This window comes from Streptomyces sp. ISL-11 (assembly GCF_018614525.1).
In the GTDB taxonomy this organism is placed as follows: domain Bacteria; phylum Actinomycetota; class Actinomycetes; order Streptomycetales; family Streptomycetaceae; genus Streptomyces.
In genome coordinates, this window is the sequence record NZ_JAGGOL010000027.1 from 51,339 (window position 1) to 64,419 (window position 13,081).

The 13,081-nt window shown below is 73.5% G+C and carries 10 protein-coding genes; all 10 read right to left on the reverse strand.

What is annotated here, in order from left to right; all coding sequences use genetic code 11:
* The 10 genes from J7E86_RS07170 to J7E86_RS07215 all read right to left on the reverse strand — a co-directional run bounded on the left by J7E86_RS07170 (position 1) and on the right by J7E86_RS07215 (position 12,753).
* The gene (locus J7E86_RS07170) at positions 1-3,162 is read right to left on the reverse strand and encodes a non-ribosomal peptide synthetase (protein ID WP_215080661.1); all 3,162 of its coding nucleotides are present in this window, start codon (positions 3,160-3,162) and stop codon (positions 1-3) included.
* 52 nt (positions 3,163-3,214) lie between these two features.
* Positions 3,215-3,490 (reverse strand): phosphopantetheine-binding protein, encoded by a 276-nt coding sequence (locus J7E86_RS07175; RefSeq protein WP_215080662.1) that lies wholly within the window; start codon positions 3,488-3,490, stop codon positions 3,215-3,217.
* 197 nt (positions 3,491-3,687) lie between these two features.
* Positions 3,688-4,311, reverse strand: coding sequence for a LysE family translocator (locus tag J7E86_RS07180; RefSeq protein ID WP_215080663.1), 624 nt, complete (start codon positions 4,309-4,311; stop codon positions 3,688-3,690).
* Positions 4,312-4,338: 27 nt separating this feature from the next.
* Complete coding sequence (locus J7E86_RS07185; protein WP_215080664.1) at positions 4,339-5,616, reverse strand: acetyl-CoA carboxylase biotin carboxylase subunit family protein; 1,278 nt, start codon at positions 5,614-5,616, stop codon at positions 4,339-4,341.
* Positions 5,613-5,861, reverse strand: coding sequence for a hypothetical protein (locus J7E86_RS07190; RefSeq protein ID WP_215080665.1), 249 nt, complete (start codon positions 5,859-5,861; stop codon positions 5,613-5,615). The genes J7E86_RS07185 and J7E86_RS07190 overlap by 4 nt, the downstream gene beginning before the upstream one ends.
* A gap of 71 nt (positions 5,862-5,932) precedes the next feature.
* On the reverse strand, positions 5,933-7,189 hold the full coding sequence (locus J7E86_RS07195; protein ID WP_215080666.1) for an ATP-grasp domain-containing protein: 1,257 nt from the start codon (positions 7,187-7,189) through the stop codon (positions 5,933-5,935).
* A 69-nt stretch (positions 7,190-7,258) separates the two neighbouring features.
* Positions 7,259-8,215, reverse strand: coding sequence for a TauD/TfdA family dioxygenase (locus tag J7E86_RS07200; RefSeq protein WP_215080667.1), 957 nt, complete (start codon positions 8,213-8,215; stop codon positions 7,259-7,261).
* Positions 8,216-8,251: 36 nt separating this feature from the next.
* Positions 8,252-8,395 carry a hypothetical protein gene (locus J7E86_RS07205; RefSeq protein ID WP_215080668.1) on the reverse strand — a complete coding sequence of 48 codons (144 nt, stop codon included), beginning with the start codon at positions 8,393-8,395 and terminating at the stop codon, positions 8,252-8,254.
* A 358-nt stretch (positions 8,396-8,753) separates the two neighbouring features.
* A complete protein-coding gene (locus J7E86_RS07210) occupies positions 8,754-10,589 on the reverse strand; it encodes a carbamoyltransferase (RefSeq protein WP_215080669.1) in 1,836 nt (611 codons plus the stop codon).
* Positions 10,582-12,753: an iron-containing redox enzyme family protein gene (locus J7E86_RS07215; RefSeq protein ID WP_215080670.1), complete on the reverse strand. Its 2,172-nt coding sequence runs from the start codon at positions 12,751-12,753 to the stop codon at positions 10,582-10,584. Before J7E86_RS07215 ends, J7E86_RS07210 begins: the two co-directional genes overlap by 8 nt.
* Between the last annotated feature and the right edge of the window lie 328 nt (positions 12,754-13,081).

Sequence of the window (13,081 nt, forward strand, 5' to 3'; positions counted from 1 at the left end):
TCACAGGGCCGGCCCCTCTCGCGTGGCCGTTTCCTCGTCGATGTGGGCCGCCAGGGCGCGGACGGTCGGCCGCTGGAAGAACACGCCGACCGGCACGCGCAGCCCGGTGGTGCGCTCCAGCGCGGTGACGAGCTTGAGCACGTCGAAGGAGTTGCCGCCCAGTGCGAAGAAGGAGTCCTCGGGCCCCGCCGGTTCGCGGTCGAGGAGCTCGCCCCACAGCTTGCGGACCTCGCGTTCGGTGCCGGTCGGCTCCCAGGTGGTGGCCGGCCCGCCGGCGGCGAGGGCCGTGAACTCCCCCGCCTCGAAGCGGCGCAGCAGGGCCGGCCGGTCGACCTTGCCGTTGGGGGTGAGCGGCACGGACTCCACGGTCACGATGTGCCGGGGGATCATGTAGGTCGGCAGGGTCCGTTCCAGTGCGGCGCGGAGCTCGCCCTCGGCCGGTGCCGCGCCCTCGGCGGCCCGTACGAACAGGCACAGGGCGGCCTGCTCGCCGGCGCCCCGTACGGCGGCCGCGGCGGCGGCCACGGCCGGCAGGCGCTCGGCCGCGGTCTCGATCTCGCCGAGCTCCACGCGGTGGCCGCGCACCTTGACCTGCGCGTCGCGCCGGCCGAGGAAGATCAGCGTGTCGTCCTCGGCGAGCACCGCCAGGTCGCCGGTGCGGTACATCCGGTCCGTGCCCGTGGTGTCGCCCGGCACCGGCAGGAACGCGGCGGCCGTGCGCTCCTCGTCGCCCACGTAGCCGTCGGCGGTGCACACCCCGCCCAGATAGAGCTCGCCCACCGCGCCGGGCGGCACCGGGTGGCCGTCCGGGCCGAGGAGGTAGGCGTCGACGCCCGTCAGGGGCCGCCCGATGGGCACGTGCGCGGGGCGCTCGTGGTCGCCGCCGGGCAGCACCTGGTACGTCACCGCGTGGGTCTCGGTGGGCCCGTAGAGGTTGACGGCCCGGCAGCCCTCGGCGCGGGCCAGGAACCGCTCGGCGCGGCTGTCGAGGTGCAGTTGCTCCCCCGACACGCACAGGAACCGCAGCGCGGCGAGGCCGCGGCCGGCGTCCAGGGCGGAGGCGGCGAAGGCGCCGAGCACGGCGACGGGCAGGTAGACGTGGGTCAGGGCGGCCTCGTCGACGAGGGCGGTCACCCGGTCGAGGTCCCTGCGGTCGGTCGCGCCCAGGCCGTGGACGGTGCCGCCGACGGCGAGCGTCGGGAAGATCTCCTGGTACGAGACGTCGAAGCCGAGCGGCGCGAACTGCAGGAACCGGGTGTCCGGCCCCATCGCCAGGGCGTCCGTCTGCCAGCGCAGCAGGTTGATCAACGCCGCCTGGCCCATCCGGACGCCCTTGGGCCGGCCGGTGGAGCCCGAGGTGAACATGACGTACACCGGGTCGGTGCCCGCCGGTTCCGGGAGGCGGGCGCCGCCGGCGGCCTCCAGGTCGCCGATGGCGGCGCGCGGGGGCTCGTCGGGGACGACCGGCCGGGCGCTGATCAGGAACGGGCTCCCGGCGGTGGCCAGCATGTAGGACAGCCGGTCGGCCGGCAGCGCGGGGTCGATCGGCAGATAGGCGGCGCCGCACCACAGGATGGCGAGCATCGCGGTGACGGTGTCGGGCAGCGAGTCGGGCACCAGCCCGACGGTGTCGCCGCGCCGCACTCCGCGGGCGTGCAGCCCGGCGGCGCCGCGCGCGGCCCGCTCCAGGAGCTGCGCGTAGCTCAGTCCGGGGCTGCCGGGCTCGGTGACCGCCACGGCGTCCGGGGTGCGCCGCGCCGCGGCGAGGACCATGCCGAGCAGGCCGCCCTCGGCCCGCCCGTCGGCGCCGCCGCCCTGCCGCAGCACGGGCCGCTCGCGGGTGTCGAGCGCGCCGAGCAGCTCCCGGGTGGTGGCCGACGGGGTGGTGAGGGCGCCGGACAGCAGCTGCCGGTACTCGGCGAGGAACCGCTCGGCGTAGGACGCCGGGAGCAGGTCGGCGTCGTACTCCAGCTCCAGTTCCAGGCCGTCGTCGACCGGGGTCGCGCCGAGCCAGAGGTCGAACTTGGAGGTGGCGTTGTGGACGAACTCGACGCGGGCGCCGACGCCGGGCGCGAGCTCGCGGCGGGTGCGCAGCCCGTCCTGCATGGCGAACATGCACTGGAAGACGGGGTTGCGGTTGGAGGACCGCTCGGGGGCGAGCTCGGTGACGAGGGCGTCGAAGGGCACCGACTGGTAGCGCTTGGCCTCGCGCACCCGCTCGGACACGGCGGCGAGGTGCTCGTCGAACGGCCGGTCCACGGCGGGCAGGACGACCGGGAGGGTGTTGACGAAGAAGCCGCACAGCTGGTGCGAGGCGATGGTGCGACGGGCGGAGAAGGGGCTGCCGACGACGACGTCGGGGTTGCCGGAGTAGTCGCCGAGGAGGACCGCGTAGGCGGCGAGCAGGATGCAGTACGGGGTCCTCGACAGCTGCCGCGCGGTCCGCTCCAGGCGGGCCCGCTCCTCGGTGGGCAGCAGGACGCGCAGGATGCCGCCGCGAAACCCGGTGTCGGCCGGGCGGCCGGGCAGGGGGTGGAGCGTGGTCGGGGCGACGTCCGCGAGCGCGGCCGCGAGGTCCCGTACGGCCCCGGCTTCGACGGCCGCCTCGGACGCGGCGCACTGGGCGGCGAGTTCGGCCTTGAGCCACCTCTCGCGTTCGGCCACCGCGCCGGCGCCGCTGTCCGCGTCCCGGTAGCCCTCGCACAGCTCGTCGAGGAGGACCTCCATGGACACGCCGTCGCTGATGGCGTGGTGGACGTTGCACAGCAGCGCGGAGCGCTTTTCGCCGAGCAGCAGCCGGAACCGGCACAGCGGTGCCTGCCGCAGGTCGACCGGTTCGGTGGCGAACTCCCGGCTCCGGGCCTCCAGCCAGGGCTCCCAGTCGCCGTCCCCGGCGGTGTGGCCGACGATCTCCAGGGGCGCCCCGGCGGGCTCGGTGATCACCGCGCGGGGTGTTCCGGAGGACAGGTCGAACTCGGTGCGCAGGGTGGGCTGGACGCGCAGCAGGCGGTCGAGCGCGGTCCGCAGCCGGCCGGCCTCCACGACGGTGTCGAAGACGACGCGGAAGCCGATGTTGTAGAGGTCCTTGCGGTCCACCGCCTCCTGGAGGAACAGGAGGTTGCGCTGCGAGGGGGTCACGGGCAGTTCTTGGCGGTACTCCACTCTTCTTCTCTCTCCTCACCGTCCGCCGGACGGGTCGCTCGGGCCGGTGGTGTCAGGACGCGGCGTGCCAGCGGGCGACGAACGCGCGCAGGTCCGCGACGGTGATCACCTCGGCGAGGCCCTGAGGATCGATCTCCTGGGTGGGGTCGAGCGCGAGGTCGGCGATGACGCGCAGCAGCAGGAGCGAGTCGACGCCCAGCGCGGCCAGTTCGGTCGCGTCGGTGAACGGCTCCGGGCCGGTCCGCCGCCGGAGGGCGGCCGTTACGCGCTCGGCGAGGGCTCCGTCCGCCGGACGGTGTTCCTGCGGTCGGGGCGGCGATGCTGTCATGGACGGGATCCATCCCTTCGGAGGCGCTTGAGCGCCGCGACTCCGTCCAGCACACCAGCCCGCTCTACCGATTCGCTGACGCCGGCATACCGCCGCCCTACAGGCGTCCTAACGGCGTCCTACCGACCCGCTGACGACGCAGATCAGCCCGTGCCGAAGGGTTCGGCACGGGCTGACGGGAGGGGCGTTCGCGGGTGTCAGGTGAGGGCGACCCGCACGGAGATGCCGGCGAGCACGGTGCCCATCACATAGCGCTGGATGCTCAGCCAGCGCGGGCGGCTGCGCAGGAAGCCGGAGATGGAGCCGGCCGCCATGGCGATCAGACCGTTGACGGTGATCGCTATGGCTATCTGGGTGAGCCCGAGTATCAGGCTCTGGCCGGCCACGTTGCCCCGGTCGGGCTCGACGAACTGCGGGAGCACCGAGATGTAGAGGATCGCGATCTTGGGGTTGAGGAGGTTGGTGACCAGGCCCATCGTGAAGAGCTTGCGCGGCGGGTCCGGCGGCAGCGGCTTGGGGTCGAAGGCGGAGACACCGCCGGGCTTGAGCGTCTTCCAGGCGAGCCAGGCCAGGTAGGCGGCGCCGGCCAGCTTGACCGCCGTGTAGACGGCGGGCACCAGGGCGAAGAGGGCGGCGATGCCCGCGATCGCGGCGAGGAGGTAGACGAAGAAGCCGACGGCGACGCCGATCAGGGAGACCATTCCGGCCTTGCGTCCCTGCGTCACCGACCTCGACACCAGGTAGATCATGTTGGGGCCGGGAGTCAGGACCATGCCCAGGGCGACGAGGGCCATGCCGACCACGGCGTGCGTGCTGACCATAGAACTCCTTACCGAACGGGGCGTCGGCTAGCGGTCGAGACCACAGCCGCCCCGGCTGACGGGTGACCTCGGGTATTCAACCGCAACGCAGTCGAGGGTGAATTGGTCGGCGGTGGCCTGAATCGCCTTCTCCACCTCGTGAGTTGTCGACCCGCGGAACCGGAACCGGGCGCCCACGTGCTCGTAGCCGCCGACCTTCGGCATCACGTACCCCACCGGCGGCACCACCTGGGTGTACGGGCCTGCGGTGCCGCCGGCGGACGGCAGCGCGGCGGCGACGACCTCGCAGGGGGCGGGCACCGGGGTGGGCACCAGCAGCCAGCCGCCCCGGCCGTCCTGCCGAGGGCGGGAGGAGGGGGCGGCCACGGGGTCGTGGCCGAGCTGGATGGCGGCCGCGGCGGCCATTAGGTCCAGGCCGTGCACCTCGCGCCAGATGAACGGGATCTCCGCTCCCCCGACGCGGCAGCCGGCCTCCAGGAAGGTCAGGCGCGGCGAGCCGCCGCCCTCGCCCGGCCCGACGAACACCTCCAGGTGGAACACCCACGGCCGGCGGCCGCCCAGCGCCGCCGCGACGGCGGCGGTGAACTCGCCCAGCGGGCCGAGGAGGGCGGGGTCGTCCTCCTCCACCGAGCCCAGCGCCTGGCCCTCGGTGAAGTCGACGCAGGTGTTGACGTACCGCGAGGCCCGCCAGGGGCCCAGGGCGGTGCCCGTCCACACGCCGTCGACGTGGAAGATGCCGTCCGGGCAGAACGTCTGCACCAGCCGGGCCTCCGGCGGCTGGGCCGCCAGCCCGTCCAGCTCGCCGGGCGAGCCGATCCGCAGGACGCCCCGGCTGGCGGTGCCGCGCCGCGGCTTGACGATCACCGGCCAGCCGTGGGTTTCGGCGAACTCCCGCACCGCCTCCGGGTCCGGGGCGTCCGCGAAGGCGGGCGTCCGGATCCCGGCGCACGCCACGATCTCCGTCATCGTCAGCTTGTCGCGGAACCGCGCCAGCTCCATCGGGCTCTGGCCCGGGCAGCCGAGCTGCGCCCGCAGCAGGGCCGCCGTGTCCAGGTCGCCCTCGTTGAGCGCCACCACCCGGGCGGGCGGGCCGAACCGCACCGAGAGGGTGTCCACGGCCTGCTTGACCTGGTGGAAGTCGTCGGTCTCCCGGACGGTGACGATGCCCGCCGCGCTGTCGGGGATCGACTGCCTGCCCAGCACCGTGGTCACGTAGGTGACGTGGTGCGCGCTGTGGTCGATGTAGTCCGCGTACAGCGCGTACCGGTCGCGCCACCGGTGGATGACCAGGATGTGGTCGCTCAAGGCTGTTCCCTTCTGGCGTGGTCGTGGATGTGGCGTACGGCGTAGGTCGCGGTGAGCACGGCGGCGCGGGCCGCGCGCAGGGCCTCGTGGGCGGCGTCGAGGTCGGTGCCGGGCAGGCCCTCCACGACGTCCGTCGCGCATTCGATGAGGTGCAGCGCGACCCGGGCCAGGCCGTCGTCCGGGCCGAACTCGTCCGCGACGGCCTTGTGCGCCGTCTCCAGCAGTTCCGCTGCGTTGTTGTGCACAGGGTTCTCCCCTCGGTCGACGGCGCGAGGCGGCGGCCCGGCCGGTGTGCGGTCCCTCGTCGGGCGGACCGTCAGCCGATCCGGAAGCGGACGCGGTCGTTGATGTCGTCGCACTTGGCCACCGCGTCGTCGGCGTCGCGGCCGGAGGCGATCACATAGCCGGAGACGCAGTCGGCGACCGTGAGCAGCGGGGGCACCTCGTCGCCGGGGCTCTTCTGGATGACGGCCGCCACCTCGTGGCCGGTGAGCTCGTCGAGGTAGGGCAGGAAGACCAGGGGCACCTCGCCCTTGGGCAGCCGGCGGACGACGGCCGGGATGTCCTCGTCCACGTCGACGGCGCGCACCGGGCCGGCGTCGGGGGTGAAGAAGCGCACCGCGGCGCCGCCGATGGGCTCGGGCGAGGTCTCGGGCAGCTCGTCGATGCCCAGCGGCACGGTGAGGAACATCCGGTTGAGGCTGAGGCCGAAGGCGCGGCGTACGAGCTCGGGGGCCCCGCTGCCGGCGAGCCGGGCGTGGGACTCCAGGACGCGCGGACCGTCGGGGGTGAGGACGAACTCGCTGTGCGAGGGGCCCTCGGTGAGGCCGACGGCGTCCAGCAGCTTGACGGTCAGCGCCCGCAGCTCCGCCAGCTGCGGCACGGCGACGCGGCTGGGGGTGCTGACCTCCCACTCCACGAAGCGGTCGTTCATGCGGTACTCGGAGTAGCCGATGGTCAGGTGACGGCCCTCGAAGGAGAAGGAGTCGACGCTGACGACCGGGCCGGTCAGGAACTCCTCGGCGATGGGCGCGGTGGCGCCGGCGGCCTGGAGGGCGTCCCAGGCGGCCGCCACCTGGCCGGGCTCGGAGATCTCGTGGATGTGCAGGCTCGCGACGCCGTCGACGGGCTTGATGACGATCGGGCCGCCGACCTCGGCGAGGAAGTCGGTGGCCTCCTCGACGCTGCGCACGACGCGGTAGCGGACCGGGCTCAGGTCGTGCTTGGCCAGCATTTCACGGGTGAGGGCCTTGTCCTTCAGGGCCCGGGCGGTGGCCTCGCTGACGCCCGGCAGGCCGAGGGCGTCGACCACGAAGCCGGTCGACTCGGCCGCCGGCTCGGTGGTGGTCATCACCCGGTCGAAGGGGCGCTCCTCGTGCAGCGGGCGCAGCACCTCCAGGATCGCCGGGCCGTCGTCGAGCGGCGCGTGGATGATCCGCTCGCAGTGCTCCGCGACGGCCTCGTCGTACGCGCCCTTCTCGTGGACGAGCACGATGTCGATGTCGAGGTCCTTGGCTCCGTTGATCGGTGCCGGACGGCCGCCGATCACCGCAACGCGAAACTTCCGGGACATGCGGACTCCTTGTGGTGTCTGTGGGTTGGTGGTCGGCGCGGCCCGGGCCGGTGGGGGCCCGGGCCCGGGTCAGCTGGCGTAGACGCGGCGCAGCCAGCGCGCCTCGGCGTCGGGGCGGGGGGTGAAGGCCCGCCGGCGGTGGAGCACCCGGCAGTTGTCGAAGATCATGAAGTCGCCGGGGGTGAGCATGAGGTCGGCGGTCGGGACCTCGGCCAGGAAGTCGCCGTACGAGGCGAGGGCCGCGGCCGCGTCCTCGGTGAGGCCCCGGGTGGTGCCCTGGTCGTAGCGGGCCCGTCGGCGGCCGTCGGGGCCGGTCTCCAGGAGCCGAGCGTTCTCCAGCTGCCGTACGGGCGCGTCGGCGTCGTTGGAGGCGGGCACCCCGACCGCGTACTCGGGCCGCTCCAGCAGCCGCAGGGTGCTCTCGTCCAGGGCGTCGGCGATGCCGTCCACGGAGGTGAGCTCCGTGGGGACGCGTTCGGCGTTGCGCACGGCGTAGAAGGACAGGTAGTGCGGCACGTACAGCCGGGGGTCCGTGCCGGGTTCGCCGAAGGGCAGGTGGGGCTGGTCGGAGTGCCAGAAGAACTCCGAGTCCGCGCCCCAGGAGCTGGTGATCCCGGACGCGGCCGGGTTGGGCACCACGTTGCGGACCAGCCGGCCGTCGTTCTCGTAGCTCACCGCGAACGGGGTGCGGCCCAGCAACTGGAGCAGCCCGAAGTGGAGCGCGTTGGTGGCGGCCAGGGCGGTCTCGTCGCCGTAGCCGTGCACCGGGGTGGGAGGGAAGTCCTGGCGGGGCAGGTTCCCCAGGAGCAGGGCGTGGGCGCCGGCGACCGAGAAGATCTCCAGCTCGTGCAGGACCTGCCCGGGCAGCAGATTGCCCAGCGCGTGGGCGCCGATGGTGGCCAGGATCGCCTCGTCGGCGTCCGAGTCCAGTTCCGTCGCCGCGACGCGCGCGGAGATCTCCTTGCCCAGCACATCTCGCGTACCGTCGTCGAGACGGTATTGGGACAGTCGTATGCCGCCTGTCATCGAGGGCTCCGATCGGTCACTCGCGTGGTCGCCGGCTCAGTCATGGCTCGCGACGGGAATCCAGTAGCTCCGCGCGCCGCGGTCCCAGCGGCGGGTCAGCGGGTCGCGCACCAGCCGGCTCAGCAGGCCGATGGGCGTGACCAACAGGTAGTAGACAGCGATGAGAAGGGGTTTGCGCATCGGCCTGCTCTTTCCAAGAGGTCGTCTTCGTCAGGGCGGGAGAGGGCCGTCCCGGGTGGGCTAGGCCGTGTCCGGCGGATCATGTGAGCGGGCACTGCGGGCCGTGTCGTGCGCACCACCGCTGCGCGGCGGTGTCCTCAATCTCCCCCAGCTACCGCTGGGGGTGCCCCCAACGGGCTGAAGGTGGCTGAGCCCAGCGAAATCAAGCCCGTCTGGGGGCACCTCCCAGCGGTAGCTGGGGGAGCTTGAGGACGCGCCCGCAGGGCGCCCGCCGCCGCAGGCGGCAAAGAGGACCCGCCCCGCCGCAGGCGGCCACGCGGCACAGCCGGCCCGCAGCCGAAGATCCGCCGGACACGGCCTAGTCGAGGGGGATGGCCTCGCGCCAGTCGTTCTCCTCGCGCCACTCCGGCTGCGCGGACTTCTCCAGCAGGAAGCCGCCCAGCGCCAGCAGGTCGATGTCGGTGCGCATGAAGCACGTGTAGGCGTCGTCCGGCGTGTTCACGATCGGCTCGCCGCGCACGTTGAAGGAGGTGTTGACGACCACGGGGCAGCCGGTCTCCTCCTTGAACGCCGTCAGCAGCCGGTGGTACGGCTCGTTGTTGTGCGCGGAGACGGTCTGCACCCGCGCCGAGGAGTCGACGTGCGTGACCGCGGGGATCGTCGACCGCTGGACCTTGAGCAGATCCAGCCCGGAGGCGTTCTCGGGGGCCTTGGCCTCGACGCGCTGCGCCTCGGCGACGTCGGTCACCACGAGCATGTACGGGCTCTCCTGCTGGAGATCGAAGTAGTCCTTGGTCTCGGTGTCGAGCACCGAGGGCGCGAACGGCCGGAAGGACTCCCGGAATTTGATCTTCAGGTTCATCGCGGACTGCATCACCGGGTCACGCGGGTCGCCCAGGATCGAGCGCGCGCCCAGCGCGCGGGGGCCGAACTCCATCCGGCCCTGGAACCAGCCGACGATCTTTCCGGCGGCCAGCCCCTTGGCGACCTCGCGGGCCAGCGCGTCCGGCTCCAGCCGGGTGTACGGGGCGCCCTTGGCGTCGAGGTACGCGGCGATCTCGTCGTCGCTGTAGGAGGGGCCCAGCAGCGAGCCGGACATCGCGTCCCGGCCGGTGCCCAGGTGGGTGCGGCGGGCGCCGCGCTCGGCGGCCACCGCCTGGGCGGCGCCCAGGGCGCCGCCCGCGTCACCGGCGGCGGGCTGGATCCAGACCTCGTCGAAGATCCCTTCCTTGATCACCTTGCCGTTGGCCACGCAGTTGAGCGCCACGCCGCCGGCCAGGCACAGCCGCGACTCGCCGGTGCGCTCCCGCGCCGTACGGGCCAGCTTGATCACCACTTCCTCGGTGACCTGCTGCACCGATGCCGCGAGGTCGAACTCGCGCTCCGTCAGCGCGCCTTCGGAGCGGCGCCGGGGCCCGCCGAAGAGCTTCTCGAAGGCCCGGCCGGTCATGACCTGGCCGCGCAGGTATTCGAAGTAGCGCATGTCGAGCCGGAAGGAGCCGTCGGGCTTGACGTCGATCAGCTTCTCGCGGATGAGCCCGGCGAAGCGCGGCTTGCCGTAGGGCGCGAGGCCCATCAGCTTGTACTCGCCGGAGTCGACCTTGAAGCCGCAGAAATAGGTGAACGCGGAGTACAGCAGGCCCAGCGAGTGCGGGAAGCGCAGCTCGGCGACGGGCCGCAGCCGGTCGCCGCGGCCGTGCCACATCGTGGTGGTCGCCCACTCGCCGACGCCGTCGATGCACAGCACCGCGGCGGACTCGTAGGGGCTGGGGTAGAAGGCGGAGGCGGCGTGCGACTCGTGGTGGCGGCGCACCTTGATCTCCGGAACCCGGCCCAGGCCGAGTTCGAGCAGGCTGCGCCGGACGGTGTCGGCCGTGCGCCGCTTCCAGGCCAGCCACTCGGGGAGGGTGTGCTCGAAGGAGGCGAAGCCCTTGGGGGCCGCGCCCGCCAGGGTCGTCAGCACCCGGCGGAACTTCAGCGCCGGGTCCTCGTAGTAGGCGACCGCGGAGACGTCCCGCAGGGTGACACCGGCCTCGCGCAGGCAGTACTCGACCGCCTGCGCGGGGAACGCGGAGTCGTGGCGGCGCCGGGTGAATCGTTCCTCCTGGGCCGCCGCGACGGGGACACCGTCCGCGACCAGGGCCGCCGCGCTGTCGTGGTAGTAGGCGGAGACGCCCAGAACCAGATCAGACATGCCTGTGCTCCTTCACGCTGGTACGGGCCGCCCGCCGGGCGGCCTGGCGGGCCAGGAACCCGGCCGGGGGGTTGAGCGAGCGGTAGCCGACGCGCACCCGCGTCCAGACCTCGTCGCGGCCGCCGGGGCCGCCGGAGAGGGGCACGCCGGCCATGTAGGTGTCGACGGCGTCGGCCGCCCAGGCGGAGTGCCCGCTGGAGACGTTGTCAATGGTGTTGTGGATGTCGACGAACCGGGTGCTGAAGCCGTGGGACTTCAGGGCGATCCTGGCCCGCCGGTACGAACCGCCGACGCCGGACAGCTCCATCGCCAGGTTCAGGCCGAGGACCTCGGGCAGGAACGTGCGCGGGAAGCGCCCCACGCACAGCCAGTAGACGGGCAGTTCGAAGGAGCTCTCCCGGAAGCCGGACCAGCGCGAGAACTCCCGGGAGCCGGTGGGCGGCAGCTTCACGTCCATCTCCGCGAGCACCTCGCGGTAGATCAGCGGGTGGTTCAGCCGCTCCTCGCCGTTGCCGAGCTCGTCCCAGTAGGTCTCGAAGAGGGAGAAACCGATCTCCGAGGCGGCCTGTTCGTAGTCGGTGAAGCCCTGGAGCCAGCTGCCGTCGATCAGGGTCAGGGGCGCCAGCTGCACGGTGGAGTCGATCAGCTCGGCCCGGCCGGCCGGCGGCGCCTCGCGGCCCTCGGCGAACTCCTGGCCGTGCAGGTCGTGCTGCTCCGCGAGCCAGGGCCGCAGACCCGCCGGATTCCACGCCCCGGGCAGCGTGTCGACTCGGTCGATGCCGTGCCGCGAGCGCGCCAGCCAGCCGCGGACGTAGTCCACCGCCCAGCCGCGCAGCGCCGGGGTGCCGGCGCGGTTGAGCAGCATCCAGTACGCCTCGCGCAGGTCGGCGGGTGCCCGGCCCCGGTCGGCCGGTGCCGTGTCCAGGGAGGGCAGGCGCAGCGGTTCCACGTCCGGTACGGGCGTGGCGGCCGCGGCGCCGGAGCCGTCGGCCGGCAGGGAGTCGATCCAGCGGCGGATCACGGTGAGGTCCTCGGGCGCGAACACCCGGAACATCGGCCCGCGTTCACTGACCAGTCCGTTGACCAGCGGGCTCGCCGCGGAGCGGCCCGGTTTGACCAGGCGGCTGCGGGACAGCACGCCCAGCAGTGGCGCCGGGTCGGTGCGGCACTCGGTGAGCCAGGCGGACAGCGAGCGGCCCTCGACGGCGAAGTCGTGGTGGTAGACCGCGCCTTCCCGGGCGCGCAGCCGCATCAGCTCGGCCATGTCGTAGGCCGGGTCGCGGGAGGCGTCGAGCTCGGCGAGCAGGGCCGCGCTCCAGGTGCGCAGGGCGTCCAGCGCCCAGGCGAGGCCCGCGATGACGCGGGGCTCCGCCTCCGGGTCGTCGGCCAGCAGGGCGTCGACGGCCGTACGGGCGCGGTCGAGGCCGGTGGGGCCGCCCTCGGCGCGGGCGGCGGCGGGGTCGACGGCCGGCCAGTCGATGGTGCCCGGCAGGGCGTCGCGGACCAGGGCGAGGGCGGGCGGCGTCCCGGCGTGGCGCAGGCAGAGGTCGGCGCCCAGGATCTCGGGCCGGAAGTCCTCCGGCCTGCGGCTCATGGCCAGCAGCAGGCCGGGCAGCCGGAAGGCCGCGTCGTCGATGCGCTGGTCGAGTGCGAGCCGGGCCGCCGGTACGGCGTGTTCGGAGAGCAGGAGCCGGCGCAGCAGTGCCAGGTAGGCGCTACCCCGGGAGGCCCCGGGGTGGCCGGCGCCGACGTCGTCGGCGTAGAGGGTGAGGACGCGCAGGGCGACCGGTTCGTCGGCGGTGGCCGGGGAGCTCAGCCACTGGAGCCAGGCGCCGGACATCAGGGCGAGCGGTGCGCAGGCGAGGGCGGCGCGGCGCACCAGGGCGTCGCGGGTCCCGTCGTCGTCCGCCTGCCCGAGGAGCGCGCTGAAGCGCTGCCGCTCCCCGGCCGCCCAGGTCGCGGCCCGTCCGGCGAGGTCGTCGCGGGTGGCCGGTCCCGGGTCGGGGGCGCGGCGCAGTTCGGCGCGGATCTCCTCCAGGAGCCGGCCGCCGGGGAGCGAGCACTCCGGGTCGGCGGCCCGCGCGTAGACGCCGCGAGACGCGCCCTGGGCGTCGCGCCGCCGGTGAGGGCTCGGGGCAGGGGACGCCGGGGTGTCGGTCGGCAACCTCTTACCTCCTTCGCTTGTCGATCGCTGATCGGGAACGCGGGGCGCCTTGGGCCGGCGGGGGTGTCCGGCGGGTCATGTGAGCGGGCGGCTGCGGGCTGCGTCGTGCGCACCACCGCTGCGCGGTGGTGTCCTCAATCGCCGGACGGGCTTGATTTCGGCTGAGCTCAGCTGCTTTCAGCCCGTTGGGGGCACCTCCCAGCGGTAGCTGGGGGAGATTGAGGACGCGCCCGCAGGGCGCCCGCCGCCGCAGGCGGCAAGGACGGCCCGGCCCGCAGCCGAAGTCCGCCGGGCCCCTAGAACATGGGGTAGATCGAGGCGTCGTTCT

Coding starts and splice junctions, on each gene's coding strand:
- J7E86_RS07175 (WP_215080662.1), bottom strand. CDS start 3,490: ATGACAGCATCGCCGCCCCGACCGCAGGAACACCGTCCGGCGGACGGA.
- J7E86_RS07180 (WP_215080663.1), bottom strand. CDS start 4,311: ATGGTCAGCACGCACGCCGTGGTCGGCATGGCCCTCGTCGCCCTGGGC.
- J7E86_RS07195 (WP_215080666.1), bottom strand. CDS start 7,189: ATGTCCCGGAAGTTTCGCGTTGCGGTGATCGGCGGCCGTCCGGCACCG.
- J7E86_RS07200 (WP_215080667.1), bottom strand. CDS start 8,215: ATGACAGGCGGCATACGACTGTCCCAATACCGTCTCGACGACGGTACG.
- J7E86_RS07205 (WP_215080668.1), bottom strand. CDS start 8,395: ATGCGCAAACCCCTTCTCATCGCTGTCTACTACCTGTTGGTCACGCCC.
- J7E86_RS07210 (WP_215080669.1), bottom strand. CDS start 10,589: ATGTCTGATCTGGTTCTGGGCGTCTCCGCCTACTACCACGACAGCGCG.